We start from the raw sequence: 26300 nt of genomic DNA on the forward strand, positions 1-26300 counted from the left end.
GCCGGACTGCCCGCCGACTGGAAGCTGTTCAGCGAGCACAAGATGTACGAGCCGGCCTTCTATTCCACCGTCGTGCAGGACTGGGGCACCAACTACATGATCGCGCAGGAGCTGGGCGACAAGGCGTTCTGTCTCGTCGACCTCGGCCACCATGCCCCAAACGTCAACATCGAGATGATCGTGTCGCGGCTGATCCAGTTCAAAAAACTCGGCGGCTTCCACTTCAACGATTCGAAATATGGCGACGACGATCTCGATGCCGGTTCGATCGACCCTTACCGGCTGTTCCTCGTCTTCAACGAACTGGTCGACGCCGAACTTTCCGGCGCCGAGGGGTTCGACCCGGCCCACATGCTCGACCAGAGCCACAACGTCACCGATCCGATCGAAAGCCTGATGCTATCGGCAGTCGAGGTGCAGCGCGCCTATGCGCAGGCGCTGCTGGTCGACCGCAAGGCGTTGGAAGGTTTTCAGGATAGCAATGACGCGCTGATGGCGACGCAGACGCTGAAAGCGGCCTACCGCACCGATGTCGAGCCGATCCTCGCCATGGCGCGGCTGAAGACCGGCGGCGCCATCGACCCGGTCGCCGCCTATCGAGCGGCGGGTTACCGCGCCAAGGTTGCAGCGGAACGCCCTGCAGTCGCTGGCGGTTCGGGCGGCATTGTCTGAGGCCGAGCCGGCCCCCTCATCCGGCCGCTTTGCGGGCCACCGCCCTCCGGGCGTTTGTTGTTCGAAAAGCCAAGCAGTTGGCTTTTCGCCCGCTGCGCGGACCACGCCTCACCCCCGCAGGGGAGAAGAGACTGGCGTCAGCGCTGACACCTCCTCTCCCCTCGGGGAGAGGTCGGATTGCCCCGAATTGCCCTTCGCAATTCGGTTGGCAATCCGGGTGAGGGGGCTCTTTCTCGTGCTCCCTCAATTGTTAGTGGACTCGATCCGTCCAACACGGTCTTCTAGGCATCCCCCCGCCCGGAGAACCGCCATGCCTCTCAACCGTCGGACACTGATCGCCGCCAGTCTTTCCATCACCTTTGTCCTGGCGCCGTTGACGAGTGTCTTCGCCGCCTCGCCGGCGCCGGCCAAGGGCGAGCACGGTATGGTGGTGACGGCCCAGCATCTGGCATCCGAAGTCGGCATCGACGTTTTGAAGAGGGGCGGCAATGCTGTCGACGCGGCGGTTGCCGTCGGCTATGCGCTCGCCGTCGTCTACCCCAATGCCGGCAATATCGGCGGCGGCGGCTTCATGACCATCCGCTTCAAGGACGGCAAATCGACCTTTCTCGATTTCCGCGAGCGGGCGCCGCTGGCGGCGACAAAAACCATGTATCTCGACAAGGACGGAAACCCGGTGAAGGGCGCCAGCCTCGACGGCTATCTCGCCGTCGGCGTACCGGGCTCTGTGGCTGGCTTCGAGATGGCCCGTGAAAAATACGGCAAATTGTCCCGCCAGGATCTGATGGCGCCGGCAATCGGCTACGCCAAGGACGGGTTCATCCTCAATCAGGGCGACGCTGCCTCGTTTGCCGGCAGTGCCGACAGGCTGGCGAAGGACCCCGCGGCCGCCGCCATATTCCTGAAACCCGACGGCAAGCCCTATGGCATCGGCGAGCGGCTGGTTCAGCCCGACCTCGCCGCCTCGCTCGCCGCCATTTCCGAAAAGGGTACGGATGCCTTCTATAAAGGCGCCATCGCTGACGCCATCATCAAGGCGAGCGGCGCCAAGGGCGGCATTCTCGCCAAGCCGGATTTCGAGCAGTATGCGGTGCGTGAGCTCAAGCCCGTGACCTGTACCTATCGCGGCTACGAGATCACCTCCTCGCCGCCGCCCAGCTCCGGCGGCCTCATCATCTGCGAAATCCTCAACGTGCTGGAGGGCTATCCGCTGTCCTATCTCGGCGCAGGTTCCGCCGAGACGGTCCACGTCATGGTCGAGGCGATGCGCTACGCCTATGTCGACCGCAATTCAGCGCTTGGCGATCCTGATTTCGTCGACAACCCGGTCTCGAAACTGCTTGATAAGGCCTATGCCAAGGATATCCGCGACAAGATCGACCCGTTCCGGGCCGGCGTGTCGCAGGATTTGATGCCGAAGGGCTTTGGCGAGAGCAAGGAGACGACGCATTATTCGATCATCGACGATGCAGGCAATGCGGTCGCGGTCACCTACACGTTGAACGGTTCCTTTGGAGCCGGCGTCGTCGCCGACGGCACCGGCATCCTGCTCAACAACGAAATGGACGATTTCACCCAGAAACCCGGCGTGCCCAACCTCTATGGCCTGGTCCAGGGCGAGGCCAACGCCATCCAGCCGAAGAAGACGCCGCTGTCGTCGATGAGCCCGACCGTGGTCGCCAAGGACGGCAAGCCGTTCATGGTCATCGGCAGCCCCGGCGGTTCGCGCATCATCACCATCACGCTGGAAGCGATCGTCAATGTCATCGACCACGGCATGAACATCCAGGAGGCGATCGACGCGCCGCGCATCCACCATCAATGGCTGCCCGACAAGGTGTATGTCGAGCCGTTCGGCCTGTCGCCGGACACAGAAAAGCTGCTGGCCGGCATGGGATATCACCTCGATCTCGCCGACCAGACCTGGGGTCAGGCCGCCGGCATCCTGGTCGGCGGCAAGAGCCTGGCGGAAATCGAGAAAGGCGGCGGCGCGCGCTACAACGGCGCCATCGACAGCCGCGCGGCCTCTGGCGAGGCGCTCGGATACTGACAGCTCGGAGGAAAAGCTTGGAGCAGCGTGGCGATTCGGGTTGATCGCCCGCTGCTCAAGTGGATCGGCTCACACCGACTTGACCGTCACAAGACCAGCGTGAGGGTGGACGCAACCAGCATCAAGGCGGCAATGCCGACGAACAGCGCATAGATGCGCGGCCGGTCGAGCAGCAGCGCATTTCCGGAGATCCAGGCGGATGTGGCGCCGCCAAGCGCGAAGAGGAAGCCGTTGCGGTGCCCGAAGACCATCGATGCGGCCATCAGCCCGCCGATGATCAGCGCACCGAACACGATGATCACGGCAACGGCATATCTCTCGAAATCATTGCCGCTTCCCATGCTCGGGCCGATTGCGTTCAAGGTTGGCAGGTCGTCCGGATCGAAAGGGTTCGTCGACCCGTATTCGTCTTGACCGGCAGGCTCTCGCATCATTCGTTCTCCGTATAGCGGCAACAAATCATCAAGCCTTGCCGAGTGCAACCCGATCACGCTGCCTTGATGCGTTCGACCGGTCCTTGACGTCTTCAGGTGGCGGCTTGCTGCCGGCTTTTGGTTCTTGGCCGTCTTTGGTCTCTCAGGCAATCCAGGAAACGGCTGCCCAAAGGCGACCGTAGCTCCCTCTATCATGGAATGCATTCGTGGAGGAAAAATGATGCGAAGCGCGGATTGGGCTTCGCAAACCGTGATTCGGACGGTGACGTCGCACAGGTTGTTGTACGGGCGAATCGCCTTGCGGCCAGTGGGCGTCTGCGCTTGGCATGCGGTCGCGTGAAAGTTGACTGGGCAGGCATCTTAAATGTTGACTAGTACACTCATGTTTCATAGTCACCGGGCAGTGGTCACTGGAGACCAACCCCCGAAAAGCAGGGCCGGCCGCATTGCAGAGAGACCAAGAGCCCCAGTCGAGAGCCGCGCCCGATCATTTGCGCAGCCGAATGACCCGGCGCCAGGCGCTCGGGCTTTTTTCGCTGCCGTTCGCCGGCATGAGGTCCTCCACGGCTGAAGCCCGTCCGTTGCGCATCGTCTGCCTGGATGACGGGTTGACCGAGACCTTGCTCATGCTCGGTGTCAGCCCGGTCGCCATTGCCGATCGGGAGGTCTGGGAGAAATGGGTGGTCGAGCCGCGGCTGCCGCCCGACGTCGCCGATCTCGGCACGCTGCTCGAGCCCAATCTCGAATTCCTGCAGCAGCTCAGGCCCGACATCATCCTGTCCATGCCGTATCTCGAGGGCATCAAGCCGCTGCTCGAACGCGTGGCTCCAGTGACGACGATCGGGCTCTATACCGAGGCCGGGCAGCCCTATCGGCGCGCGCTCGAGGCGACGCGCCAGCTCGCCGGGCTTGTCGGCAAGGAAAGCGAAGGCGAGGCGCTGATCGCGGCGACAGACGCGTATCTTTTGGAGGTTCGCCAGCAGCTGGCGCCGCTTTCGGCACGGCCGATCTATGTCGTCAGCTTCCTGGACCCGCGCAATGTGCGCGTCTACGGCGCAAAGAGCCTGTTTCAGGAGGTGTTCGACCGCATCGGGCTCAGCAACGCGTGGACGGCCGAGACCAACTATTGGGGGTTTTCGACCGTCGGCATCGACGGGCTGGCGACATCCAGCGATGCGCGCCTCGCCTATCTCGAACCCTTGCCTGAGGGCGCCGGCGGCACGCTGACCGAAAGTCCGGTCTGGAATGCCATGCCCTTCGTGCGCAACCGCTCGATCATGCGCCTTCCTGCCGTCCTGATGTTTGGCGCGCTTCCATCCGCGAGCCGTTTTGCCCGGGTCCTGGCATCGGCGATGACCGCGGAGGCCGCCCATGGCTGAGGATGCCGCTGCCGTTACTCAAGAAGGAAAGCTTGCGGCGTCAGGCCGCGCCTTGCCAAGGAGTTCTCCTGGTACTCAGCCGGTAGGCGCGATCCTGCTTTGCGCGGTGCTGCTCGCGGCTGCGGCAGCGGCAACCGTCTCGAACCTCACCGTGCAACTGCCATCGGCGCTCTGGCTCCAATCGCTCGCCGCTCCCGACATCGCTGACATGCGGCAGGTGCTCGTCCACTATGCCTTCCTGCCCCGGCTTGCGATCAGCCTTTTGTGCGGTGCGGCGCTCGGGCTTGCCGGAACTGTCCTGCAGCAGGTTCTGCGCAACCCGCTCGCCTCGCCTGAAACCGTCGGCGTCTCGGCCGGTGCCTATCTGGCACTGGCACTGGCGACGCTTCTGTCACCGTCCCTGCTTGCCTTCGGCCGCGAATGGGTGGCGCTGGCCGGCGCATTTATGGCCCTTGCCGCCGTCATCGCTCTGTCCTGGCACAAGGGCCTGTCGCCGCTTTCGGTGGTGCTGGCGGGGCTTGTGGTCAGCCTCTATGCCGGCGCCATCGGTGCCGCTCTCATCGTGCTGCGGCACGAATGGCTGGCCAGCCTGTTCATCTGGGGCGCCGGTTCGCTCGGCCAGCAGGATTGGTCGACGACGCTGTGGCTTTTGCCACGCATCGGCACTGCTGCGCTTGCGATCTTCTTCATGGTGCGGCCCCTGACCCTGCTTGGCCTCGACGATGAAGGCGCGCGCAGCCTTGGCGTGCCGCTCGGCGCCTATCGCTTCGCCGGACTGGCGGCCGCCGTCGCGCTGATCGCCTTTGTCGTTGCCGCTGTCGGCGTCATCGGCTTCGTCGGCCTGGCCGCGGCGACGCTCGCGCGCATCGGCGGTGCCCGGCGGCTGGGCCAACAACTGGTGATGGCACCGCTGATCGGCGGCGTGTTGCTGTGGGCCGCCGATCAAGGCGTGCAGATCGCCACCGGGCCGCAAGGCGACCTGCTGCCGACCGGAGCGATCACAGCACTTCTCGGTGCGCCGCTGCTGCTCTGGCTGTTGCCGCGCCTTGCGTTTGGCTCGGAAGCCCCGACCTTGATGGCCGTGCGCCTGCCGCGCGCAAGCCGGCCCGGCCTTGTTCTGATGGCACTCGGCCTGGCTCTGCTTCTGCTGCTCGGGCTGGCCCTGCTCTATGGACCGGGTCCGCATGGCTGGACCTTCGCCTTCGGCGACGAGCTGCAGCCTTTGCTGTCGTGGCGGTGGCCTCGCGTGCTTGCCGCGCTGAGTGCCGGGGCGATGCTGGCGCTTGCCGGGCTGATGATGCAGCGGCTGACCGGCAATCCGATGGCCAGCCCCGAAGTGCTGGGCATCAGTGCCGGTGCCGCCCTTGGCATGATGGTGGCGCTGTTTGCGCTCGTCGATGCCGGGCGCCCGGTTCAGACGGCGGCGGCAACGATCGGCGCCTTCGCCGCTTTGCTGGTGACGCTGGCGATCGGCCGTCGTGCCGCCTATGCGCCGGAGCGGCTGCTGCTTGCCGGCATTGCTCTGACGGCCTTGTTCGACGCGCTGATCCTGGTGCTCACCGCGACCGGCGATCCTCGCGCCATGCTGCTGCTCAACTGGCTGACCGGTTCGACCTATGGCGTCGATGTCGGTGACGCCCTGCTGACCGGTGGTATCGCGGTCTGCCTCTTCGCGCTCGCGCCTTTCTTCATGCGCTGGCTCGACATCCTGCCGCTCGGCTCCGCCGCCGTTCAGGGCCTTGGCATCAACCTGAAGAGGGCGCGGCTTCTCGTGCTGCTGGCCGTCGCGGCACTCACCGCGGCTTCGACGCTGATCGTCGGTCCGCTGACCTTCATCGGCCTTATGGCGCCGCATCTTGCTCGTCGCCTTGGCCTTTCCCGTGCGCTGCCGCAGGCCATTGGCGCGGTGCTCGCCGGCGCGCTGATCATGGTCGCCGCCGACTGGGTGGGCCGGATCGCCATCTTCCCGCGCCAGATCCCGGCCGGTCTCGTCGCCACGTTGATCGGCGGCCCGGTGCTGATGTGGCTGCTGCGCCGCCGCTGACCGTTTTGCCCCTGGAGATATCCATGTCCAAGATATCCATGTCCAACGCGACGCCAGCCCTGATCGCCAACACGACGGTCCACGATCTCGTTCCGGCGCAGGGCGGCGCCCCCTGGCGGATATTCCTGCATGTGCCGTCCGGGCCGGTGCCCGAGGCCGGCTGGCCGGTCCTCTACATGACCGACGGCAACGCCGTCATCGGCACGGCGGTCGACGCCATGCGCGCGCAGGCCTTCTATCCCACGGGCACCAATGTCGGCTGGGGCGTCATCGTCGCCATCGGATATCCCGTCGACGGCGCCTATGATCCGCTGCGCCGCTCATGGGATCTCGGCCCGCCGCCAGGCAAGACCTACCCGCCCTTCTACGAGGGCACGTCCGAAGTCCGGACCGGTGGGGCAGGGAAATTCCTTGCTTTCATCGAGGATGAGCTGAAGCCGTGGGTCGCCAGCCGGGTCACGGTCGATGCCAGCCGCCATGCGCTTTACGGCCATTCTTTCGGTGGCCTGTTTGCGCTCTACGCCCTGTTCGCGCGGCCTTCTTCCTTTCAGACCTGGATCGCGGCGAGCCCCGCCATCTACTGGGAAGACCGTGTCATCGACCGCTTTCTCGAAGCCTTCGAGGCCGCCATTCCCGATGGTTTGGCGGCGACCATGATCCTGTCGGCCGGCGAGTACGAGACCGAGAAGCTGGCGCAGTTCCAGATTGGCGCCGAGGACGAGGAAAAGCGCCTGAAGCAGAAAAAGGTGACACGCACCGACGCATTCGCGCGGGCAATGGCGCAGCGTCTTGACGCTCTCCCGGGCGTGCGCGCCAGTTTCGAACTGCATGCCGGCGAGAACCACATGTCGATCCTGCCGGTCACCGTCAATCGCGCGGTGCAGGCGGCGTTTGCGGTGAGGAGGGACGCCGCCCTTTGCTGAACGCCGCAGCAAGAGGGTCGGCGCTGTCATTCCTGTGAAGGGGAGGCGCTCAATCGGCGGTAGGAGACGCCGCCGAAGTTTGCCGTCACAAAATCCGTGACGGACATCTTGCGCTTGCCTCCGTCGCTGCAGGCGTAAACCGGCCAACCGGCATCGCTGCATTCGCTGGCAGCGCAGATGCGCGCCAGGCAGTTGCCGATAGTCAGCCGGAAGCCGCCCTTGCCGGCGAAGCCTTGCAACAGGCTGCCGTCCGCCGAGCGCCATGTCCGCGCACGGAATTCCGCCCGCAAAAGCAGTGGTTCGAGAGGGACCGCAAGGTTGTTTTCGCCGGCACGCCCTGCGAGCTGCAGACGGAAGCGCGCCATTGCGGTCGCGTATGCAGTCACAAGATCGGCTTGGCGAAAATAGGCGGTTGCCAGGCTTGGGCGGTCAAGCAGATGAGACGTCCACTCGCCTGCCCCTACCGGCCTCACCAAGGCAACAAAGGCAAGAAAGGCGAAGCAAGCTCGTGACATTTCCAGCAGCCATATCTGTCTCGGCGTGCCGGTTTGCCCCCCGGTTGCCCTCCCATAACATCCCGCCAATCGGCGCCCGGCGCAAGCCGCTTGCTAAGGCAGTTCAGAAGGCCGCCGAGCAAGGGATCCTGGAGCCGAAGACGGTGACCCGCATCGACGAACCTGTGCGGGCGATCGCGAGAGGGTGGCGGTGTTTGCGGCAAGGGATCTTGACCAGCCCAGGGTTTCCTAGCCGATGCGAGCCGGCGGCAGCTCGAACAAAGTGGCGCCGTTCTCCCGGCCGCGCTCGACATAGCCGATGACGCCGAACCATCTTGCGACATCCGGCCCCTGGAGCCAACTGCGCGAATGGATGGCGAGGTTGCCGGCGAGCGCCTGGATATGCCTGATATGCCGCTTGCAGAAACGGACGGTCGTGGCCCGGAAGAAGTCCTCCCGTGCGGCGAACAGCGTGTCGGCGGCGTCGCTGTTCTCATGCCAGGCGATGATCGCCACGGCCTTGTCGCCCTCGACAAGCGCGTGCGCGCGGCCCTCCTTCAAATTCATCATAAGGTTGTCGTAGGCGATCTTGCTGTCCTTGCCGGCAGCGACGTATTCGTCCGACATCCGCTTGGACAGACCGCGAAAGACATCCTCCAGATCCCCAAGCGTTGCTGCGCGTGCTCTCATTTCACCTCCTGCAGCCCCAACGGGCAGTTTGCCCTAGGGTTGAGGGGTGGCCAAGCAAATTAAATCCGCCGGCGGGCTAATGTGCGCAAAGTGATTCCACTTGGCGATGCAGGCGGCGACGCGACGGGGGTGCCCAGAACGGACCAGGAGGGGATGGTGCCAGAGGCGGAAAGGGCAGAACGCAGAAATAAACTAACAAAATCAATCGCCGGGGCGGCCCTATTTCACAGCCTGTGTAACACCGATGTGGTGTAAAGTCGAATCGAGGTCATTGCCAACAACTTTGTTCTGGCTACTTTCGTCTACATTTTGCGGGTCCTGCTTCGCTGGCTCCGGCAATTTCTTATGCGTCCTGTCCGCCTTCCTCCTGACCTTTCTGCGTTCGTTGCCGGACTTCGACCTCAAACGCTTCCGTATCTTGGCTCAGCCACCGGGCGAAAAATACGTTTCGCTCGAATTCCGGAATGAGGCGTGGTTTTGAAGTCGCAGGTTGAGCATAGGTGGGGCCGTCATTACTCTCTGTTCAATGCCGCCGCGATCAGCTCGGCTCGGTTCTTCTGAAACTCCCCGAAGGCATCAAATCCATATACCGAAAGGTCCGGTATCAGATGCCGCGCTCGGAATGGCGGCTCCCGAGTCTCGAGCCACTCGTCAAACGGGGTGGCGTTCTTGGAGAGGTTTTCCGATTCTGTCAGAAGCTGGAGGTTCACAAGCGTGTTGAATTTGCTCAGGTAGAGTTGAACCTTCGACTCGTCATACCCTCTACTCTTCAACTTACTCGACTGAAACTCGGTTTTGGGGAAGACATGGTCTTCGTGAAAGACGGCATCCTTCCAATCGCGATCGGGATACAATAGGGAAAGGGCGAGATTTGTGTATCTCCCTTGATAGCCGTACTCCAAAATGCGGGCGATTTCCGTTTCACTCAATCTTGGTTCGATGCCCAGCGAGTTGTAGAGCGAAATAGCCGGAAAAGGCGTCGTCGCGTTGCAATCCTTCAGCAACTCTCGCAAGCGGCTCAGCGTCGTATCCGTCGAAGAGCCAAACGCATTCTTCAACGTCGTAAACACGAACCATTTGCGAATTGTCACTTGTGCTTCGGCGTCCTTAACACTTGACGACGTATCAAATGACCAGTTGCCGAGCTTCATAATATAAAGCGCGATAGGAAGCAGAGCCAAAGGAGCCACCACATTCTTGCTGTTGAAGCCGAACCGAGAAATCAGCCTGACCGTTGTGGAAAGCGCCTGCTTGATGTTGTCCCAATTGGCTTCGATCAGACGAAGGTTCTGCCTCGTGAAGTTCTTCACTTTGTACTGAATTGGCAGGCCGTCCGTTAGGTAGAGGCTTGCCTTAAGAACAAAGTCTTTCCCGAAGTTGTATCCAGTTCCAATGTCATTAAGAGAATCCGTAAAGTCGTGAATTTCACTTCGAGCATCAAGCGAATCCCATTTGGCCGTAGCAGTTGCGAGGAGAAGGTCGGAATATTCAAGGGGCTGACCGCCGGAATTTGCGCGGACGAACACCTGCAAAACCTTGTCATAATCTTGAGACCTCTCCTCATAGTAGTTTCCTATGAGAGTTGTATGGACGCGGTTATGCAGGCGTCCGATCAGCCTTTGGGCGTTGTCGCGCTGCTCCTCGCCAACAGCGGCAAGGCGGGCTTTCATATCCGCCTTAGCGTCTTCAGCGTCTTCGAAATCCAAGATTCGACCAACCGGATACCAGATCTGGGGTTTGTCCCCTTTCGGCTCTTCGTTCTCGCGGAAGGCGAAGCTATAGGTGAGCTCTTCCGGGTTCTCCTCATTGGGCGTCGGGGCTTTAAGCAGATTTAAGTATAACTTCAACTTGCGCCACCGATAGTGGAAGTATCTATATGAACCACGAAGTCCGATGAAGAGTGAGGTTATTCGTTGCTGGCCATCAAGTACCAGCGTAACATCCCTCGTGATTCCTGACATATTGGCCGCCGGATTGTGCGGGTCTTCGTCGTCGAAGTCCCGGATAAACTCGTAGACCGGCCACTCGTCCTTGTTCTTTTGCTCCAGTTTCCAGTATAAAAATGAACCAATCGGGAAGTCTGACATCATAGAATCAAACAAGCGTTCGATCCGCTCAGGTCTCCATACAAATTCCCGTTGGATTGCAGGAAGGTACAGATCACGATTCAATTGTCGGATAAGGTCGCTCACGCGAACCGGTATGTATTCCATACTTGCCCCCCCCCAACGCCCGGCATTTGCCGAGGTTGTCTACGCCAAAGAAAGAAAGCAGCGCGACCTTGCGCCGAACGAAGGAACTGCCCTCCGCCCATTCCGCGATGTGGTCCGCGAAGGTGTCAAAGACACGGGTGGCAAAGTAGAATCGAAAAGGCCGTATCACCTGTAACTGCCAGCGGCATCCAAGGCAACGCCAGAAGCTGACAGCTGACATTCTCCCATATGTACTCGTCTACCGCTTGGGCAAGCATCGACACCGAGACTTCGCCCGCCGAAGCGGTAAGCGCCGACATTGTGTTGCTCTTTCTGGGCCAAGAACATCCTGGGGAACAATGTCTCGTTGAGACACGCTGGCCAACCTAAATAATTGATTTTGCATTGATTCTTGACAATAGGAAAATATTCCTGTTATACTGTTTGCTGCAAGCTGCGTCGACCGACGGGGCTGGGCCAGACACTAACAGGAGCTTTGACATGCCTTTGACAGATCGACCCGACACACCATGTCGGCACCGCTCAAATCACACCTTAAGGGGCCCTCTGGGCCCTTTGTCATATCTGGAGGCAAGACAATGAATGTCGCCTCCGAAACCACCCGATCGTTGATCGTGTTTGGCCGCGATGAGACACGCAAGCCCCACGCCTCGGTGTTCCTGCTACCCGAGGTCGAGGCGGCGGAAAGCGCAGCGAGGCTGATGGGGATGCACTCGCACCGCGTTGAGCCCGGCGAAGCACCCGAGATCGTCATGCGCCTTCCGGCTGGCAAGCTTTTCGACAGCGGCAAGGCTTTCGTGCCGTTCGTCAAATCGGAGGTTTACAGCCGTATCGCGGCGCTTGCGGGCGTCGCTGACGAGCGCGACGGCGGGCCGGGCGACGACAAAGCCGCCGACAGCCCCGAAAACGCTTCAGCGGGCTCGCCTGAGGCAGTGGCGGCCCGTGGCGGGGGCGATGGTGGCGGCGGGGCCGCTGGCGGTAACGATAGCGACCTTTGGGCGAAGCTGGCCGTCGGCGATATGGTGCTGGCATCGGAAGGACCCGACGAGGGATATTTCGAAGCTCGCATCATGAAGGCGAAAGCCAAGGGTATTTTCACGCTCAAGTTCCGCGATTACCCGGAAGCCCCGCAGGTCGACCGCAGCTACTACCAGCTCGGCCTGATCCACCCCCGCCAGCTGGCGAAGAAATAAGCGGCCTACAAACGGGCCGGGTTCGATCCGGCCCGCCACCCCTTCAGTCACACATCCATTCGAAGGAACCACCCATGACATGCTCAACAGAGCGCGTCGGTCGGCTAACGGCGGCTGATCGAACCGCGCGTATTCGGACTCTAAACGACCAACTGCGCCAGACCGGCGCTGGTGGGCGCATGGTGATGACCGCCGGTGTCGCCGCGCTGCCTGCGCAAGAGATCGGCGCTATTCTGCTGGCCATCGCCAACTTCGACGCGTTCGACGAGAACAACGACCCCTATGACACCCACGACTGCGCTCTGTTGTACGTCGGCGATCGGCAGCTATTCTTCAAGCTAGACTACTATGACCGCGCTCTGGCGAACCTATCGCCTGACGCCTCGGACCCCGCAGTCACGATCCGGGTGATGACCGTCATGCTGCCGGAGGAGTACTGATGTTCTCCCCTGCACAGGGCACTGGGGCGCAGTTCCTCGCTCGTCTAACCCACCTTCGGCTTTCTTCCCGACGAAAGCGGCGACGGCTCACGAGCCCCCGTCGGAGGTTCGGTCAGAAGAGCCGCAGCCGGAACGGCAAGTGCCTTCGCCAGAGCTTCCAGCGTATCGGTCGTTACGTTTTCAGAACCGCGTTCGACGCGACCGACATACGAACGATCGATCTCAGCCGCCAGCGCCAGCCGCTCTTGCGACAGCCCGCGTTCGACACGCAGCTTACGGAGATTCCAACCAATGATCTTGCGCACGTTCATCGTGGGCAAGAAGGCAATACAAACGGCTTGACAATCGACGGACCAATAGTCCCCTATTTCCAATTTCGGGGGATTGCACCATTCATGTGCTTGCTTGGGGGAGTGAAATGAAAATCGCAGTTGGAATTATCGGAATTCTGCTTGGCATGATTTCGATGCTGCAGTCCTGCGCAGTGGCGACGGGCGGAAGCATTGCGGCCAATCATGATCTGGCGGGCGCTGGCTCGGTTGGCGTTCTCGTGGGTTTGCTGTTCTTTGTCGGCGGCGCCTTTGCGTTCGGCCTGCCGCTGGTCTCGGCGATTATTTTCGTCGTCGGCAGCTTGTTTGCTTTCATCGCGGCAAGCTCATTCACTGATATGAAGATTTGGGCCTTCGCCGACCTGATCCTCGCCGCCATGGCGTATTTCGCATGGAGAAGCGCGCGGCGTGGCCGGGCGGGGTCGGCAGCGGAGACCAAGACAAAATGAGACCTCTGATGAAGGCGATTGCTATCGCCGCCGCTACCATTCTCTGTTTGTTGCATCCCGCGGTCGCCGCGCAGCCCACGTGCGACGAATTGGTGCAAGGCGGCAACTACTTTCAGGGAAAAGCCTTTGAAGATCTAAGCGTGGCCCAGATTGACGCTCTGCTGGAGGTTGCCGGTAAGTGCAACTCCGAGACTTCAACCATCGAAAACTACGACGTAATTTTGGGGGTGCGAGTGAGCCGACTCGAAGACGCACGAGTACAAGCGTCAATGGCTGAGGCAAGCCAAGCCAAGGCGAATGCCTCCGAACAAGAACTCGCCAAACTGACAGAACAAGCTCGAGCTCTTCCAACAGACCCTTCGTCACGGCCCGCTTTGAACCAGATCAGAGCCGACATGATCAGGATCCGCAACGAGTCGGTCGAGGTCTGGCAATCCAAAGAATGGAACGAATTGGACAACGTCACCAATGAGAAACTGCAAGCCATCGAAACGGGCCAGACGCAACAAACGGCGCCTACCGAAAATGGCGGAACAGCAGATTCGACCGCAGCTGAACCACCAAGCCTCCAGAATTTCGCCGACCAAAGTTCCTCTGAGGCCCGTATATCAGAAATGACTTGCTCAGCGAGAGGCACAGCAGTGCTGGGGGTCGTGAACATGGGAACAGAAGACCCCGAGAGCGTTGTGCAGGTCGCACTCACGTCGACCGGCAATTTCGTGATCGAAGGACGAGAGGTCAAGGCTTTCGATGTCCTCCGGAGCGGTGATAAAATCGCGTTCTCAATGATTGCAGTGGCAGACTATCTCGCAGGAACGACGGGGGCTTCAACTGGCCTTAGCGATGACGAGAATATGCAATTTCATGCGATGCAAAAGATGTTCATTGAAGGAGCATTGCGTGGGCGCAAAAGGTTTGCGATCTACGACGTAGCGAACAGCCGACTCACCTTTGCAGATGCCGATGGAAAGCAATTCAAGAATATAACCCAAGCCGATTGCTGGGCTCACTGACCAGATGCATTGCGCACCACAGGGCCCAGCGTATTGGGATAGACATCCAGATGGCTCAAGGTTGCCAAGTCCGCTGATGGATGGCTTCTGGTGGTCGTGATGTTGTATAAGTTACACATAAGCCGCAATTTGGATTATCCCCGGGCCTTCCGCCAGATATCCTCGTTGCCTAGTGCAGGGTCCGAGCTATAAGGCGAACATGTCCGCCCAACTCGCCCTCTACTCCTCGGTCATCCGCTCAACCAGCGAAGCTGCCTGCGCTCCGATGTAACGCAAGAAGGCACCGGCGAAGCGCAAAGCTAAGGCGTAACCACCGCGCTATCTGGTCGTGGGTCAGTTTGAAATGTAGCGGGCTTCAGCGCGGGCTTCGCGCTTGCCCTGTTTCCAGAGAAGCCAGCCGCCGATCAGCATGGCAGCACCCCAGATCAGGAACGCAACGTCCCAATAGATCCATTGATCCTGGGGCACCGTTTCGTTGACGTGGTGCAGCCCAAGAAGGTGGTGATCAACGATCCCCTCCACCACGTTGAAGATACCGAAGCCCATAAGGATGGTTGCGAAGAGAAGTTTAGGCGACCACCAGAAGTGAGGTTTCCGCGCTGTCCGCCACAGGATGAGCAACCCGACTGCCGTGAATATGTAGGTGCTGGCGTGGAAAAGACCGTCCAGCAATGTGTTCAGCTTTAAGTTCTCCAAGGAGTCAGCAGGATAACCGGCACTCGTCGCCATATGATGCCATTGGAGAATTTGGTGCAGAACGATGCCGTCGAAGAAACCGCCTAGGCCAAGGCCAAGCAGAATGCCTGCGGCGGTGGGGAAATGTCGGTCTTCCGAATTTGTAGCCATGGCCCTCAAACCGACGAAAGCCAGCTTTGTTCGCCGATCAAGGCTGGATTTCAAACTGACCCAGTACCCGCGATCTGCGCTTATAGACTTTCGCTTCTGACGGACGCATTCTCCCTCGCGGGAGAGGGTATGGGCAGAATAGTTCATCCCAAGTCGGCGGGAGCAAGAAGGCCTTGGTGGCGCTCGCTTATTGCCGCTCGCCTTCCGCTGGTTTTAGCGCTGCTTGGATTTACGTTCCTCGCCTATGTTGCGACCAACGATCAGCACCAACTCCCGCGGGTCCATACCGGGGGCGGCTCATCGAGCAAGATTGTCTTTCGCAAGGCGGGCTGCGACATCAAGGGGAACATCAATGAGCGCGGCGAGCATATTTATCACATGCCCGGCCAGGAATATTATCTGGCGACGCGCGTGAACTCAGCCCGAGGCGAGCGCTGGTTCTGTTCCCAATGGGAAGCTTGGTGGGCCGGTTGGCGGAGGGCGAAGGTTTGATGATGGCGACCTCCTTGAATCTCTCCTTTGTCATTGATGGCAGCGAATAGCGCTCATGGCTCTCCATTGGTTCAACCCTCCCGTCTACGTCAGACCGAACGTCCTGGCCTTCGCTACGGGGTTAGTCATGTCCAGGGTGCCGCCGAGCAACTCATGAAGTGGACCAACAAAGGGCAAAATGGGACTACGCGATGCGCGTTTGCATGGCCGCTCTGGCCGACGAGATACCACCTCAAGAAGCCCGCAAGGCATTCGAAGCAGCTGCCAAGGAGGAAAACATGTTCCTCCCTCCCGGTTAGATCTGCCGGGCCAAGCCAACGCTATCCGGCACGTCGCCGCCGACAAAGTGGTGGGCTCCCATATTCGCCAAGCGAAGGGTTGGCATCGCGCGACCACGCAATGACGCCAGCATGCTTGCCCGCCAGTCCCCTCGCAGTCCGTATCGCTCGATCCTCAGTCGGCTGCTCTGCCGGTCCGAAGACGGGTTGGAGGTCGCCGGTCTCATCGCGGTCGAAGGCGGTGACAACGATCAGCTTGGGTGCTTTCTGTTGGGGGAGCAAATTATCCGACATGGAGGCTGTCTTTCCGCTGGACTAACAGCCGGTTGAAGTTGAGCGGTGCAGGGGGAAGAACCTCAGTCATCTCGAATAGAGGCACAGGGACTTCCGGCTCTGGTGCTTTCTGCTTGGCTTTCAGGTCCGTAATCTCCTCGTCACGCCTCGCAATCCGACTTTCCAGATTGGCGATGCGCTCAGTAAGGAAATAACGCCCAACTGCAAATCCGGCGCCGCCGAACAACGCGGCAAACGTGGCGAAGGCCGCTGGATTGGCGACCACTAACGCAGAGTTACTCTGTATGAACTCGATAAATTCTTGCATGGAGCACTGTCACTCTCATCCCAGAACAGGCGGCGTATCGTCGTATCCGATTGAGACAATCCCGGGATGCCGATGGGCTATGGCGAGTATCTGGGTCTCAAGCTCGCAGTTGTAGGCCATGAGCGCTTTCACCGTCTCAAGCGGGCTGTCGTAGCGGGCAATGAGCTTCTCCGCTTCGGAATGCAGTTCGGCCTTAGCTGCAGCATCTAAGTGCATCCTACCCATTGCGGCTCCTCCTAACGTGTCGCGCGGCGAGGTGCGGCGAGGGCGTCAAGTCGTTCCTGAAGATGCCCATTGAGCACGATCATTTCCTTGAGCGCCTTCATCACGTCGCCCTGTGGACGGCGATGAAATCCTCGGCGTGAGCCTGGAGGGCGGCCTCCTGGCGACTGTTGAGTGTCACAATGCGGTCCATGGCAATGACTCCAAACGCTGCATTGTCACAGTGAACAAAAAGGGAACATAAATGTCAAGGGCGAATTGACATGGCGAGGAACTCATTCCTATTTTTGGCCATGCCGGAGCAGCCCAGAAAACCCCGCCGCCTCGTGCAGACCCTGTGCAAAGCACATGAGGTTGGTCAGCTGATCCGCGTCCGATGTGTCAACTGCAACATCACGCGGCACTATCTGCCGGGTGACCTCGCCAAATTGGTGGGGGACATTCCGTTTTGGGACGTTGACCGGCACATGCGCTGCGAGCGGTGCAAACGTCGCGATCTTGACGTCGATATCCTGCTGCCAAGTGCATCCGAGGGCCTGAGGATACGCGTGAGGCGGCTTGTTGAAATCCGCATGGTGCGGCGCGTGGTCTGGAGGGATGAATAACTGGCGCTAACAGCCCGGCATTTCAATCACCTGCCGCCGATTTGCTAACGCCGGTTACGACGAACAAACACCACGGCCAAGATTTCAAGAAAGATGGCAATCGCAAGGCCCGGTGCTACATGCGACAGTATCCGAAGGCCAGCCACTAGAACAACGAGCCTTGTCTTGGCGGTGGTGGTGCCTGCTCGGGAACCTTGATCTGCGTCGCGGGCTTCTCGACAATCACAAGGGCGTCATCCGGTGCCGTTCGCTGCAGGCGCTTGGCCTCAGACCATGGGGCGGTAAGCCATATCTCGGTTTCCTCCGGCGTCGTCAGGATCACGGGCATAGCTTTTTCGTGGATGGGCGCAATCAGGGCGTTCGGCTTGGTGGTCATGAAGCCATAAACCTCGTGATCGCCGGGGCCTTCCTTGACCTTGCGCACCCCTTGCCAGCGGGTCCAGAGGCCAGCGAAGAAGAACAGCGGGCGGTCCTGGTTCAGGGCAAACCAGAAGTTCCGCTGAATGCCGCCTGTCTCGGGATCCTTGTCATTCCGCGTGGGGCTGGGCTCTGCGAAGCTCGTCACCGGCACGACGCAGCGATGCTCGACGCCGACATACTGCTGCCAGTGGCCGTATTGCGGATTGCGGATATTAGTTGTGCCGGAGTCGGCGTTGCCCCTAACGCGGTCTAATGGCGTCGGCATTCCCCAGCGCAAATTGGCAAGCTCACGTGCGCCGTCTGATGCGTTGCGTACGACCGGGCCGAACTGGTTGGGATATATGTCTATCGACGGCTCAAGGTTGCCTAAGATGTCGCGCAAAGTCCGGGTCCACTGGCGGACGGCTTCTTGCGACGTGGTGATGTTGTAGAGGTTGCACATGGCCACTAAGCTGCATCAAAAATAGGTCAGACACCATGGGGTGCCCGGGGAGGAAACGTGCCGATCAAATACAGGGTAACCACAAGAAGCCGCCTTAACACCGATGGTGTCTACGGCGCATGGATGCTGGTGATCTCGCCACTGCTCCAAGCACTCGGCTGGGCTTGGTATTTCTCAGTGCCCGAATGGTGGGCGCTCGGTTTGATTGCCATCACCAGCGTAACGTTTTTCGGTGGCTTTGTGCTCGTCCTCATTGGCCGAGAATACGATAGCGTCGTCGACGAAACCAGCGCTCCAGTCGATCCCAAGTTTCAGCTTGGTGAGCGCTAGACGACTGATACGGTCGGGCAGCATGGTGGGCTGGATCTGAAGGTTAAGCTGCAATCGAATGTCGTTTGCTCAGTTGTCTAGCCCAAAGGGTTCGCCAGCAACTGTGAACGCACACAGCCTCGGTATCCAAATTTAACTTCAGAGTAAGAGGGGCAAAATCGCGCCTATTTGTCGTGTCAAGCATACGGCTGCCCGAGAAAAAATCAGCGGGGGATTGGAAAGTGGGTTCAGATGGTGCGAACACAAAAGTTTATTTGCGCACCGCTTTGACGAGGACGCGCAACGCTGGCATCGCATAGCATCAGGGTATGCCCTGAGGTGACGTCACATGACGCGGCAAGGGCCGTGTAACATCTGGGTTGACATCGACTATTTGTGACAGTGTAGCCTCGGGCCTAAACCTTGAGGTGACACAAATGAGCCGCATTGGCTATGCCCGCGTCAGCACCGTCGACCAAGATCTCGAAACGCAAATGGCCAAGCTCAAGGCCGAAGGATGCAACATCATCCGCTCGGAGAAGGTCTCTGGCGCCAACCGCGAAGGCCGAGTGGAGCTTGCCACCATCATCGACTTTCTACGGCCGGGGGATGAACTGGTCGTCACTCGGCTCGACCGGCTTGGTCGTGACACGCGCGACGTTCTGAATTTGATCCACGAGTGTGAGCAGCGGGGGGCCTTCGTCACTGTCCTCGACCCACATGTTTCGACCCGTGGTGAGATGGGCCACATCGTTCTGACGGTCTTGGGAATGGTAGCTCAGATGGAGAGGCGGTTTATCAAGGAGCGGCAGCGAGAGGGCATTGAAAAGGCCAAGGGTGATGGTGTCTACAGAGGCGGTAAACAGCGGCTTGATCGCGACCAGATACTTCAGTTGAACGCAGACGGAAAGGGACCTGCGGAAATCGCTAGGGTAGTAGGCTGCTCAAGAATGCAGATTTATCGGATTCTTAAAGGCGGCGAAGCTCTTGCTGGCGCGTAGCGGCCAACGTATTGGTACGCCACAGCTAATATAGTGTTTCCGAATGGATACCGAGACGACAGCCATTCCTGCTTACAGCAACGATCAGTGGCTTCACGCCATCACGGCCGTAAACGCATGGCGTGGACGTTGCCTCGATTTATTTGCGCGGAGTGAGGTGGCCGTTAGCGAGACACTTCTCGTGATGGCGAGCACGACGATGGACGGCGCTGCAGCAAAGCTACCCCATCTGGTTGGACACCGTTTCGAAGAATTGGCGACTTTGATTGGGACCACTGGGGCCTTCGCTTCGGAGGGGAAAGCATCGGCGGCAGCGCTGTCGGCCTTCCGTCCCCACGAGGGCTTGCGCGCTTCGCTGGCTCACGGCGTCGGCAAAGTTGTGCTTGACCAACAAGGTAACTGGTTGCTCGTGCTGCGGACGCTTACTTTCCGATCAAAGCAGCCAGAGCGCACGGCCGTAGTCATCGAACAGAATGAGGCCCATGAAATAGCTAAGTCGCTCCAGACCGCGGGGCAGCGCCTCGTTTCCGAGTTGGCGGACCTCCGCCGGGCGCTTGGCTCGACGTGAATGCTCGGGCTGGCAGAGGATACATCACCGAGAAGGCACGCTAACCGCCAGCCAGTGTAGCTTTCGGCATCGACGCAATCATTTCGTCAAAAGCGGCAAAGAAATTTGACAGGTTTTCAGCGTCACCCTCTCTACCACTATGGTCCCGTTGATCTTCAACAGGATAGTAGATCATTGCAGCTTCTGATGCGCTGATCTCCTCGGCCGAGATATCTGTTACTCCCCAACGTAAATGCTTGTTCTCGCGCCTACGACCACGCCACCCCAATTCGTAGAAGCGCTTCATGTAGGTGTTTACGAAGGCCAGATTCCCCGTTTGATTCAGGACTGCCTTGAAACGCGGATTGATCTTGAGCGTCTGACCACCGTCGATTTTAGCGTGACGCTCCAGCGCTTTCGCATCCAGTTCAGATGTGCCGACAACCAGAAGAGGAATCGAACTTCCGCCAACGGGAATAATAGCATTGAATGCACTACGCTTTGCCACGTGCCGCTCATTCCAGCCAAGTGCGTGAAGCCGAGGATAGACGATGGCGTCGAGAAGATTGCGACAGGCGGGAGATACTAGCGAGCGAAGCCGGGTTGGTGTAACGAGCTGCATTTTCTCCGGCACGAAATCGCTCGTCACACTTGCACTTATTACCGACCCTGGATCGGCTCCCGGCCGGAAGTATTTTACGTGCCAATGAAACCCGGTCTCATCCGGATTGACGACTGCATATGCGACTGGGCCGCCATGCACCGTGTGCGCAAAGGATTCGGCCGCGGCGCGATCCGATGCCTTGAAGTAATCCGACACCAGCATAATACCAAAATTGCCGGAACGAAGTCGCTCCGCCATTATCGACGCAATCGAGCCATCAGGGGCTGCTTCTGCTTCGGCCGCGACCAGCCACTCGCCGATGCATTCATCAAGGCTGCCTGCATTCTTTCGGAGGGGAAGCTGAGGTTTGGTCTGCTCGAAGCCTGTAAGGAACCGATGCGTATAACGCACGATCTCCTGCCAGCTCATTGTCATCAACGCATTGCGGTACCTCGCCAGTTGGCCGTGCCAAACTTGTGTTCCAGATTCGAGCGAGAAATTGAACTTTACCTCGATAAGCCAGACCATCCCGGTCTCGTCGACGGTCATCAAGTCAGCACTTCCGTTTCCGCCGCCGCGACCGGCATCATGAAGTGTAAGCTCATGAGCCCAAAACAAAGTACGAGCCGCCGGTGCGCCCCGAAACAGAGCAGGGAAGGCGTCGGAATTGTCGATAATGCGCTGGTGGAAGTCGGCCTCGTTCGCGAAGTGTCGGGACATCAGATGTGACCGGTGACAGGACGAGACAGTCCATTATGGTCGAAGGCTGAGGACGGCCAAAGGCTATGTTTGGCGGCCTCAGAGATGATCGTCACGACATCACCACGCACTCACCATATCGGCGAGCCCATTCTGTAAAACCGCATCCAGACATTCGAAAATGATATTTTAGGTATCACTAAAATTCAAGAACGAATGAAGGCGGCAGGGTCATTCGCGAGCGTCGGGATCATCATCGCGTCCCTGATTTTTTGAATGGCTAGCCGCGAGGTCTAGTTGCAGAGGCAAGCCGATTCCGCGTAGCTTGGCGCGACCATAGGATAGTCCTTCGCCAGACCCCATTTGATTCTGTACTGGTCCGGGGTCATGCCCAGCAAACCGAGGTGGCGCTTCATTGATTTGACTTTGCGCCCACCCTCTAGGCTCACAATGTAGTCGGGAAACACCGACTCCCCAATTAGCGCTTCCCGCCGTGTAGGACTGACTAAGCGTCAGCTCTTGATGTCGCATTGCGCTTGAACCTCTCCTTCCTTTTTAATTTCCCCATACCCCTGAGTTGCGGTACAGAAGTCAAAAGACGTGCGGTTGCCCTCTACGTGCCATCCGTAATTGGCGCACACGCTATAGTCACTGTCGGAGGTTGACTTAGTTATTTGGTAAGTTTGGCCTCTCCATTTGAGAGTGTTTGCGTCGGTATCCACCGTAAGGGGATAGATTTTGACGCCAAACTTGCATCGGTAGTCAAAAGTATCAGCCTTTGCGACGCTGATGCCAAGGGAAGCAGTTACAAGGCAGATCCCGGCTTTCAACATTCCAATCTCCTTCAGCGTAATTCATCTGTTGCGTGAGAAATCACACATGGGACAGTCGGGCTGACTGTCAGTGCCCAAAAAGATCAGGTTTTGTCAAAAAAGAAGGATGTGATTTTAAAACAGGAGCGGTCCTTAACAAACGATATTCCGTCGGCTGTCTCTGTGAGGGCGTCTTTAAGATCGCAAGAAATATCCGGATCTATATATTGAACGGCGTCAGGCGTCGTAGAACACATCATGGAGTAACCGCTTTCGCATTTGATCTCGGAAAATACCTTAATCTCGCTAAAGGGTTGGCCGGACTTGTTTCCGTTTGAATCTGACACCGAGGAACCGGAGAAAGAATAACTTAGCAAATTGCCATTCTTATTGACCTTCAAGAACGCCTTAAACGACTCCTTATCTGTGCTTGCAATGTTATAACAACCATCCGTGCATTCTCCATCTTCCGGGTACATTTGAAACTCGATGTCAGTCATAGGGAAGATTGCCTGAAGCTTTTCTTTAGTGATCAAATCCCCCAAAGAGATTGAGAGGAAAGAATTCTGATTAACAAGCGAGCCTTTGTCACCAATGAACGATGGGAAGGGTGAGGCTGAGGGCTGATCGGATTTGGGAGTGCTATCTACGCTCTGAGACGACGATGGCTTAGGGTCAAATTGCGCCGCCGTTCTTTGCTTGTCGGCACAAGCGGTAAGTCGCTCCACTGCCTTTGTCGTGCCTCTGAGGGGTGCGGCAACCCAGCCCCCATCCCCGTAATCCAACCTCATTGACCGTCCAGCGGTGAACACATGCTTGAGCAGACCCTTACGTTCAGAGGAGAATCGAAGGTAGTCTTTCTGCACGAAGTGCCCTACGACCTCGATAGGTGGGTCACCATCGATAAGAAGTTTGCCGGGAATGTCCTGTCCCATTATCGCTGAGTAGTCCGCCTCGATCCAGCGAACACCAATAGTGATGTCATCAGAATCAACCATCTCCACCGCCAGCCCGGTCTTTCCGTCCGGAAACGGGGAGATCATGATGCATCCAGTGGCATCGTAATTCTGGAAGCCAATCCAAGAGTTGATTTCAAAAAGCGGCGAGGCCTCGACGCTACTGAGCAGCCCCAGCAATAGCCCAGAAGTAAGAAGCAAACGACAAGCCAAAACTACACCCCACACTAACCGTTAGACGACTCTAATCAAACCGGAGCGTTTGCCAATATCAAAACCGCACTAATAATTTTCAGAGCCTAGGCGCGACGCAACGGAGTGGGTCATTGGACAATCCGTGATATCAGTGCGAGGCATATCGTACACCCCCTAGGGCTTTTCCGGGCTCTTGCCCTTAACGCATATCGCGGCACGAGCGTGTTTTTTGCAGTAAGCTTCGTCGAACCCAACACTTGAGCCCCAACCAACGATATCGGGAATTTTGCGGCCCATACACGACCCTATAAGCCGTTGAATTGCTTCCGCTTTTGAAGATTCGCCGCTCTCGGTAGCTCCCCACATGTACAGGGTGTCCTCATCCTGCTCTATTGCCCAGTGCGTACAGGTCGCTGACGTCGCTGGATTGGGCGAAGCTGTCAGGACTGGCATTGAGGCCAGCGCAGGTCCAGACAATAACCCGAGAGCCATCCCGCCCATCACATACCTGCGCAAATTCATAGTGATATCCCGTCGCTGCAGTTAAGTTTTGAACTTAAGGTTGGCTATATGTTTGGATCGCACGTTATAGAGCGACCTATATATCCCATACAGGCATGCCATCAGTATATAAGAAACCCGCGTCATAGTGAATTGAGACAACTTTGCGATCCTATTTTACCACAAGGTGTGAGGCGTACTCTGGGCTTTCTTGATCCATTCGATCTAGAAACGAGAACCGACAGTTTTTGAAAAGTAGGTTCTTGAGCTCGACTGCCGCTTCATGGCCACCACCGGCAAACACCATCCCGTTCGTCATAATGTGAATTATAGTGAAATAGACTTTTGTCCCTTTTTTTCCCACCATTGACGTCTGATCACAATCCTCAATGCTGTATGCGACGGCTGGGCAGTTTGGGACCGGCCCTTTCAAGCGGATATCACACGCTGCAGAGGCAGGATTGATGTAAGTCGCAAGAAGAACAAGAAGGATGCCAAACTTTGACATGTGGAGGTTCCAATTTTGAGCCGGTTTTAACGCACCGCGTGGACGGCTGGTTTTGCAATCACTCTGCGACCCAAACTCTAAGGCAGTAGGCCTTGAATTCGGAGTGACTGAGATGGGAAGGCATGGCTACCCGTTACAGCTAAGAAAGTATTAGCAGCCATCTAACGCTCGAATCGAGGATATGAGGTTTTTGCTTCCCCTACGAACCGTATGCACAATGGAGCGTCCTACACAAATGCCCGATTTGCTCGCGAAACCGTAACGGGCGAGAAATTCGTCGGCATGTTGCGGCTCGATGCTGGTCAGTTGCAAAGGCTGCTTGAGATGCCCATAGAATGCGGTGATCGCGGCAGCGGAGAGGGGGCCATGCCTCCGCTTTTCCGGGATTACGTATTGCGCTGCTTGAACGCCGTCACCCTGCTCAAGAGCATAGTAGAATGCTCTCACAGTGGTGGCTGCGGTCCCATACTCGTCAGTGGTATCTTGGCTTAAATTGACTTCGACGGCCGTCGCCATGAGGGGCGCGTGGTGATGAGCCGTGGTCGCGCCCGCCTTCTCGGCAAGTCGGACATAAACCTCGCTTCCTACCAGTGAACGAAGCAAAGCTTCGACGGCGGGGCTTCCAGAGAGCTGAACCGTGGAAACTTGATCAGCCTCGTTTACGAACTCATCCCCTGTCAGACAAATAGGCGAGGCTAGACGGAGTATGTAGGCTGGCTCCGGTTCGTCTCCTGCCTTCACATCTTCGAAATTTGGTGATCCAGGGAATATCCGGTAGGTTAGTTGGCCGAACAAGTGCTCCGGCTGCCCTTTTGAAATATCAAAACACTCACTTGCCTCCCGCCGTGCTGACACGACGGGCAAAGAACACCGGTAGTATATTTCCGGTGCCGTTGCCGCAGCTCTTTGTAGAGAAATGACGTCACTTGCCGCCCCAACCTCAAGCCGAAGCGATTCTTTCGTGTAAGGCTGTTCCTCAGATCTGCATTGGGCGTCTAACCTCAACGCAAGCCCCGCCGCCTTCGCTGATTGGATATTGCAGTCGCCCCCTTCGCCTTCGTAGCTGCGGAATACAAACGACGGCCCAGCGTTATTTTCGCCGTCTGGATTTGAGATGATCAGGGCCGTTCCTACCGTCTTTTCGGCATCGGTCTTGCCACAATAATCTACACTGGGCTCCCAAGTGCCAGTTAGGTTTGATGGGAAGATCGAGTTCGTCTCTTCTGCCATGGATGCGCTTTGCAGCGTCAGCGCGCCAACGAGGAGCACTGCCATAAAGCCTAGTCGGAAAAGAGGACTACAAGCCGCGGTCCTGTTCATCTAATCACCTCAGGACTTTGGCCGCCTAGGAGCGGGCTTTTTTGTTTGGACCTTCTTTGAAGGTGCTGCTGCAACGGTCTTGCGACCTAGGCCAGAAGATTTTGCAAGGGCCGACCGCTGAGCCGCATAGCTAGGTGCCACCATAGGATAGTCTTTCGCCAGACCCCATCTGGTTCTGTACTGGTCGGGCGTCATGCCGAGCAAACCAAGGTGACGCTTCATAGATTTGAATTTGCGCCCGTCCTCAAGGCTCACAATGTAATCGGGGAACACCGACTTCTTGGGGTTCACCGCTGGCGTGAGCATTGGCGTCGGTGGCTCAACCGGCTGGACTAGGTTCGACAACGCAGAATTGACGCTGGCGATCAAATCCGGGAGACCGGCCACCGGCGTCGCGTTGTTCTGGACATAGGCGGCGACAATGTCTGCGGTCAGTTCCAACAGGTCCGTGCGCGTCTGCTCGCTTGCGTTGTTCATGCGATTCAACCTCTTGTTTGCCCCATCTCGTTCCTATTCGGGAAGTTCAGAAAGCGCAATTACTGCACGCCAAGGCCAAAGGTCCGGAGAATCGTCGATTGGTGAATTTCAGCGTTACCACATGAGTAGCCGGGCGCGCCGA

General features: G+C 58.4%; 29 protein-coding genes and 3 pseudogenes. 15 read left to right on the forward strand and 17 right to left on the reverse strand.

Going from position 1 to position 26300, the window contains the following annotated elements:
• A pseudogene (locus EN955_RS16040) lies at positions 1–672 on the forward strand (sugar isomerase); the annotation flags it as partial.
• Positions 673–982: 310 nt separating this feature from the next.
• The gene (gene ggt / locus EN955_RS16045; protein ID WP_024503126.1) at positions 983–2722 is read left to right on the forward strand and encodes a gamma-glutamyltransferase; all 1740 of its coding nucleotides are present in this window, start codon (positions 983–985) and stop codon (positions 2720–2722) included.
• 86 nt (positions 2723–2808) lie between these two features.
• On the opposite strand, the gene EN955_RS16050 is transcribed toward ggt, so the two are convergent.
• The gene (locus tag EN955_RS16050) at positions 2809–3156 is read right to left on the reverse strand and encodes a hypothetical protein (protein WP_032808338.1); all 348 of its coding nucleotides are present in this window, start codon (positions 3154–3156) and stop codon (positions 2809–2811) included.
• A 503-nt stretch (positions 3157–3659) separates the two neighbouring features.
• Between EN955_RS16050 and EN955_RS16055 the strand changes: the two genes are divergently transcribed.
• Genes EN955_RS16055 through EN955_RS16065 form a run of 3 tightly spaced genes read left to right on the forward strand, consistent with a single transcriptional unit; the run spans position 3660 to position 7502 of the window.
• A complete protein-coding gene (locus EN955_RS16055; RefSeq protein WP_024503125.1) occupies positions 3660–4535 on the forward strand; it encodes an ABC transporter substrate-binding protein in 876 nt (291 codons plus the stop codon).
• Positions 4528–6579 (forward strand): Fe(3+)-hydroxamate ABC transporter permease FhuB, encoded by a 2052-nt coding sequence (gene fhuB / locus EN955_RS16060; protein ID WP_024503124.1) that lies wholly within the window; start codon positions 4528–4530, stop codon positions 6577–6579. The genes EN955_RS16055 and fhuB overlap by 8 nt, the downstream gene beginning before the upstream one ends.
• Before the next feature lie 23 nt (positions 6580–6602).
• Complete coding sequence (locus EN955_RS16065; protein WP_024503123.1) at positions 6603–7502, forward strand: alpha/beta hydrolase-fold protein; 900 nt, start codon at positions 6603–6605, stop codon at positions 7500–7502.
• Positions 7503–7528: 26 nt separating this feature from the next.
• On the opposite strand, the gene EN955_RS16070 is transcribed toward EN955_RS16065, so the two are convergent.
• The 3 genes from EN955_RS16070 to EN955_RS16080 all read right to left on the reverse strand — a co-directional run bounded on the left by EN955_RS16070 (position 7529) and on the right by EN955_RS16080 (position 10899).
• Entirely contained in the window at positions 7529–7867 is a 339-nt protein-coding gene (locus tag EN955_RS16070) for a hypothetical protein (RefSeq protein WP_013533590.1), read from the reverse strand.
• 378 nt (positions 7868–8245) lie between these two features.
• Positions 8246–8686 (reverse strand): hypothetical protein, encoded by a 441-nt coding sequence (locus EN955_RS16075; protein ID WP_013533589.1) that lies wholly within the window; start codon positions 8684–8686, stop codon positions 8246–8248.
• 512 nt (positions 8687–9198) lie between these two features.
• A complete protein-coding gene (locus EN955_RS16080; RefSeq protein ID WP_024503121.1) occupies positions 9199–10899 on the reverse strand; it encodes a DUF262 domain-containing protein in 1701 nt (566 codons plus the stop codon).
• Positions 10900–11477: 578 nt separating this feature from the next.
• On the opposite strand from EN955_RS16080, the gene EN955_RS16085 reads away from it, so the two are divergent.
• Together EN955_RS16085 and EN955_RS16090 are read left to right on the forward strand one after the other, a co-directional pair.
• Complete coding sequence (locus EN955_RS16085) at positions 11478–12092, forward strand: hypothetical protein (protein ID WP_024503120.1); 615 nt, start codon at positions 11478–11480, stop codon at positions 12090–12092.
• A 179-nt stretch (positions 12093–12271) separates the two neighbouring features.
• Positions 12272–12532 (forward strand): DUF3768 domain-containing protein, encoded by a 261-nt coding sequence (locus EN955_RS16090; protein WP_245265324.1) that lies wholly within the window; start codon positions 12272–12274, stop codon positions 12530–12532.
• 44 nt (positions 12533–12576) lie between these two features.
• Here EN955_RS16090 and EN955_RS16095 read toward each other — a convergent pair whose 3' ends face one another.
• Positions 12577–12843 (reverse strand): helix-turn-helix transcriptional regulator, encoded by a 267-nt coding sequence (locus EN955_RS16095; RefSeq protein WP_024503118.1) that lies wholly within the window; start codon positions 12841–12843, stop codon positions 12577–12579.
• A 107-nt stretch (positions 12844–12950) separates the two neighbouring features.
• Between EN955_RS16095 and EN955_RS16100 the strand changes: the two genes are divergently transcribed.
• Positions 12951–13310, forward strand: a complete 360-nt coding sequence (locus EN955_RS16100) for a hypothetical protein (protein WP_024503117.1) — start codon at positions 12951–12953, stop codon at positions 13308–13310.
• 8 nt (positions 13311–13318) lie between these two features.
• Positions 13319–14323: a hypothetical protein gene (locus EN955_RS16105; RefSeq protein ID WP_127218972.1), complete on the forward strand. Its 1005-nt coding sequence runs from the start codon at positions 13319–13321 to the stop codon at positions 14321–14323.
• Between the two features lie 333 nt (positions 14324–14656).
• Here EN955_RS16105 and EN955_RS16110 read toward each other — a convergent pair whose 3' ends face one another.
• Entirely contained in the window at positions 14657–15169 is a 513-nt protein-coding gene (locus EN955_RS16110) for a DUF2243 domain-containing protein (protein ID WP_024503115.1), read from the reverse strand.
• A gap of 129 nt (positions 15170–15298) precedes the next feature.
• Here EN955_RS16110 and EN955_RS16115 point away from each other — a divergent pair, with 129 nt between their 5' ends.
• The gene (locus EN955_RS16115) at positions 15299–15661 is read left to right on the forward strand and encodes a hypothetical protein (RefSeq protein WP_024503114.1); all 363 of its coding nucleotides are present in this window, start codon (positions 15299–15301) and stop codon (positions 15659–15661) included.
• 203 nt (positions 15662–15864) lie between these two features.
• Entirely contained in the window at positions 15865–15960 is a 96-nt protein-coding gene (locus EN955_RS35410; protein WP_245462153.1) for a DUF982 domain-containing protein, read from the forward strand.
• On the opposite strand, the pseudogene EN955_RS35415 reads toward EN955_RS35410, so the two are convergent.
• The 3 genes and pseudogenes from EN955_RS35415 to EN955_RS16130 form a co-directional block, all read right to left on the reverse strand.
• Positions 15957–16233, reverse strand: a pseudogene (locus EN955_RS35415) (hypothetical protein). The gene EN955_RS35410 and the pseudogene EN955_RS35415 sit on opposite strands and share 4 nt — an antisense overlap.
• Positions 16223–16540: a hypothetical protein gene (locus EN955_RS16125; protein ID WP_024503113.1), complete on the reverse strand. Its 318-nt coding sequence runs from the start codon at positions 16538–16540 to the stop codon at positions 16223–16225. Before EN955_RS16125 ends, EN955_RS35415 begins: the two are co-directional and overlap by 11 nt.
• 15 nt (positions 16541–16555) lie before the next feature.
• Complete coding sequence (locus EN955_RS16130) at positions 16556–16765, reverse strand: hypothetical protein (protein ID WP_024503112.1); 210 nt, start codon at positions 16763–16765, stop codon at positions 16556–16558.
• Positions 16766–17025: 260 nt separating this feature from the next.
• Between EN955_RS16130 and EN955_RS16140 the strand changes: the two genes are divergently transcribed.
• Positions 17026–17367, forward strand: coding sequence for a hypothetical protein (locus EN955_RS16140; RefSeq protein WP_245265323.1), 342 nt, complete (start codon positions 17026–17028; stop codon positions 17365–17367).
• 145 nt (positions 17368–17512) lie between these two features.
• Here the strand turns inward: EN955_RS16140 and EN955_RS16145 are convergent, their stop codons facing one another.
• Complete coding sequence (locus EN955_RS16145) at positions 17513–18229, reverse strand: SOS response-associated peptidase (RefSeq protein WP_024503110.1); 717 nt, start codon at positions 18227–18229, stop codon at positions 17513–17515.
• A 57-nt stretch (positions 18230–18286) separates the two neighbouring features.
• Here EN955_RS16145 and EN955_RS16150 point away from each other — a divergent pair, with 57 nt between their 5' ends.
• From EN955_RS16150 to EN955_RS16160, 3 genes are all read left to right on the forward strand, one after another.
• Positions 18287–18559 (forward strand): hypothetical protein, encoded by a 273-nt coding sequence (locus EN955_RS16150; RefSeq protein ID WP_127218527.1) that lies wholly within the window; start codon positions 18287–18289, stop codon positions 18557–18559.
• Positions 18560–18975: 416 nt separating this feature from the next.
• Complete coding sequence (locus EN955_RS16155; protein ID WP_024503108.1) at positions 18976–19539, forward strand: recombinase family protein; 564 nt, start codon at positions 18976–18978, stop codon at positions 19537–19539.
• 43 nt (positions 19540–19582) lie between these two features.
• On the forward strand, positions 19583–20107 hold the full coding sequence (locus EN955_RS16160) for a hypothetical protein (protein ID WP_024503107.1): 525 nt from the start codon (positions 19583–19585) through the stop codon (positions 20105–20107).
• Between the two features lie 40 nt (positions 20108–20147).
• On the opposite strand, the gene EN955_RS16165 is transcribed toward EN955_RS16160, so the two are convergent.
• From EN955_RS16165 to EN955_RS16195, 7 genes and pseudogenes are all read right to left on the reverse strand, one after another.
• Positions 20148–21410, reverse strand: a complete 1263-nt coding sequence (locus tag EN955_RS16165) for a hypothetical protein (RefSeq protein ID WP_032899138.1) — start codon at positions 21408–21410, stop codon at positions 20148–20150.
• Positions 21411–21700: 290 nt separating this feature from the next.
• A pseudogene (locus EN955_RS16170) lies at positions 21701–21868 on the reverse strand (MucR family transcriptional regulator); the annotation flags it as partial.
• A 33-nt stretch (positions 21869–21901) separates the two neighbouring features.
• Entirely contained in the window at positions 21902–22222 is a 321-nt protein-coding gene (locus tag EN955_RS16175; RefSeq protein WP_024503105.1) for a hypothetical protein, read from the reverse strand.
• An 83-nt stretch (positions 22223–22305) separates the two neighbouring features.
• Positions 22306–23358, reverse strand: a complete 1053-nt coding sequence (locus EN955_RS16180) for a hypothetical protein (protein ID WP_127218525.1) — start codon at positions 23356–23358, stop codon at positions 22306–22308.
• Between the two features lie 667 nt (positions 23359–24025).
• Positions 24026–24361 carry a hypothetical protein gene (locus tag EN955_RS16185; protein ID WP_024503103.1) on the reverse strand — a complete coding sequence of 112 codons (336 nt, stop codon included), beginning with the start codon at positions 24359–24361 and terminating at the stop codon, positions 24026–24028.
• A gap of 150 nt (positions 24362–24511) precedes the next feature.
• Positions 24512–25636, reverse strand: a complete 1125-nt coding sequence (locus tag EN955_RS16190; protein ID WP_127223434.1) for a hypothetical protein — start codon at positions 25634–25636, stop codon at positions 24512–24514.
• A 54-nt stretch (positions 25637–25690) separates the two neighbouring features.
• Positions 25691–26158: a MucR family transcriptional regulator gene (locus EN955_RS16195; protein WP_024503101.1), complete on the reverse strand. Its 468-nt coding sequence runs from the start codon at positions 26156–26158 to the stop codon at positions 25691–25693.
• Positions 26159–26300: the final 142 nt, after the last annotated feature.

Origin of the sequence: Mesorhizobium sp. M7A.F.Ca.CA.001.04.2.1, assembly GCF_003998485.1 — a bacterium.
GTDB lineage: Bacteria > Pseudomonadota > Alphaproteobacteria > Rhizobiales > Rhizobiaceae > Mesorhizobium > Mesorhizobium ciceri.

Coding starts and splice junctions, on each gene's coding strand:
- ggt (WP_024503126.1), top strand. CDS start 983: ATGCCTCTCAACCGTCGGACACTGATCGCCGCCAGTCTTTCCATCACC.
- EN955_RS16050 (WP_032808338.1), bottom strand. CDS start 3,156: ATGATGCGAGAGCCTGCCGGTCAAGACGAATACGGGTCGACGAACCCT.
- EN955_RS16055 (WP_024503125.1), top strand. CDS start 3,660: ATGACCCGGCGCCAGGCGCTCGGGCTTTTTTCGCTGCCGTTCGCCGGC.
- fhuB (WP_024503124.1), top strand. CDS start 4,528: ATGGCTGAGGATGCCGCTGCCGTTACTCAAGAAGGAAAGCTTGCGGCG.
- EN955_RS16065 (WP_024503123.1), top strand. CDS start 6,603: ATGTCCAAGATATCCATGTCCAACGCGACGCCAGCCCTGATCGCCAAC.
- EN955_RS16070 (WP_013533590.1), bottom strand. CDS start 7,867: ATGGCGCGCTTCCGTCTGCAGCTCGCAGGGCGTGCCGGCGAAAACAAC.
- EN955_RS16075 (WP_013533589.1), bottom strand. CDS start 8,686: ATGAGAGCACGCGCAGCAACGCTTGGGGATCTGGAGGATGTCTTTCGC.
- EN955_RS16080 (WP_024503121.1), bottom strand. CDS start 10,899: ATGGAATACATACCGGTTCGCGTGAGCGACCTTATCCGACAATTGAAT.
- EN955_RS16085 (WP_024503120.1), top strand. CDS start 11,478: ATGAATGTCGCCTCCGAAACCACCCGATCGTTGATCGTGTTTGGCCGC.
- EN955_RS16090 (WP_245265324.1), top strand. CDS start 12,272: ATGGTGATGACCGCCGGTGTCGCCGCGCTGCCTGCGCAAGAGATCGGC.
- EN955_RS16095 (WP_024503118.1), bottom strand. CDS start 12,843: ATGAACGTGCGCAAGATCATTGGTTGGAATCTCCGTAAGCTGCGTGTC.
- EN955_RS16100 (WP_024503117.1), top strand. CDS start 12,951: ATGAAAATCGCAGTTGGAATTATCGGAATTCTGCTTGGCATGATTTCG.
- EN955_RS16105 (WP_127218972.1), top strand. CDS start 13,319: ATGAAGGCGATTGCTATCGCCGCCGCTACCATTCTCTGTTTGTTGCAT.
- EN955_RS16110 (WP_024503115.1), bottom strand. CDS start 15,169: ATGGCTACAAATTCGGAAGACCGACATTTCCCCACCGCCGCAGGCATT.
- EN955_RS16115 (WP_024503114.1), top strand. CDS start 15,299: ATGGGCAGAATAGTTCATCCCAAGTCGGCGGGAGCAAGAAGGCCTTGG.
- EN955_RS35410 (WP_245462153.1), top strand. CDS start 15,865: ATGGCCGCTCTGGCCGACGAGATACCACCTCAAGAAGCCCGCAAGGCA.
- EN955_RS16125 (WP_024503113.1), bottom strand. CDS start 16,540: ATGCAAGAATTTATCGAGTTCATACAGAGTAACTCTGCGTTAGTGGTC.
- EN955_RS16130 (WP_024503112.1), bottom strand. CDS start 16,765: ATGGGTAGGATGCACTTAGATGCTGCAGCTAAGGCCGAACTGCATTCC.
- EN955_RS16140 (WP_245265323.1), top strand. CDS start 17,026: ATGGCGAGGAACTCATTCCTATTTTTGGCCATGCCGGAGCAGCCCAGA.
- EN955_RS16145 (WP_024503110.1), bottom strand. CDS start 18,229: ATGTGCAACCTCTACAACATCACCACGTCGCAAGAAGCCGTCCGCCAG.
- EN955_RS16155 (WP_024503108.1), top strand. CDS start 18,976: ATGAGCCGCATTGGCTATGCCCGCGTCAGCACCGTCGACCAAGATCTC.
- EN955_RS16160 (WP_024503107.1), top strand. CDS start 19,583: ATGGATACCGAGACGACAGCCATTCCTGCTTACAGCAACGATCAGTGG.
- EN955_RS16165 (WP_032899138.1), bottom strand. CDS start 21,410: ATGTCCCGACACTTCGCGAACGAGGCCGACTTCCACCAGCGCATTATC.
- EN955_RS16175 (WP_024503105.1), bottom strand. CDS start 22,222: ATGTTGAAAGCCGGGATCTGCCTTGTAACTGCTTCCCTTGGCATCAGC.
- EN955_RS16185 (WP_024503103.1), bottom strand. CDS start 24,361: ATGTCAAAGTTTGGCATCCTTCTTGTTCTTCTTGCGACTTACATCAAT.
- EN955_RS16190 (WP_127223434.1), bottom strand. CDS start 25,636: ATGGCAGTGCTCCTCGTTGGCGCGCTGACGCTGCAAAGCGCATCCATG.
- EN955_RS16195 (WP_024503101.1), bottom strand. CDS start 26,158: ATGAACAACGCAAGCGAGCAGACGCGCACGGACCTGTTGGAACTGACC.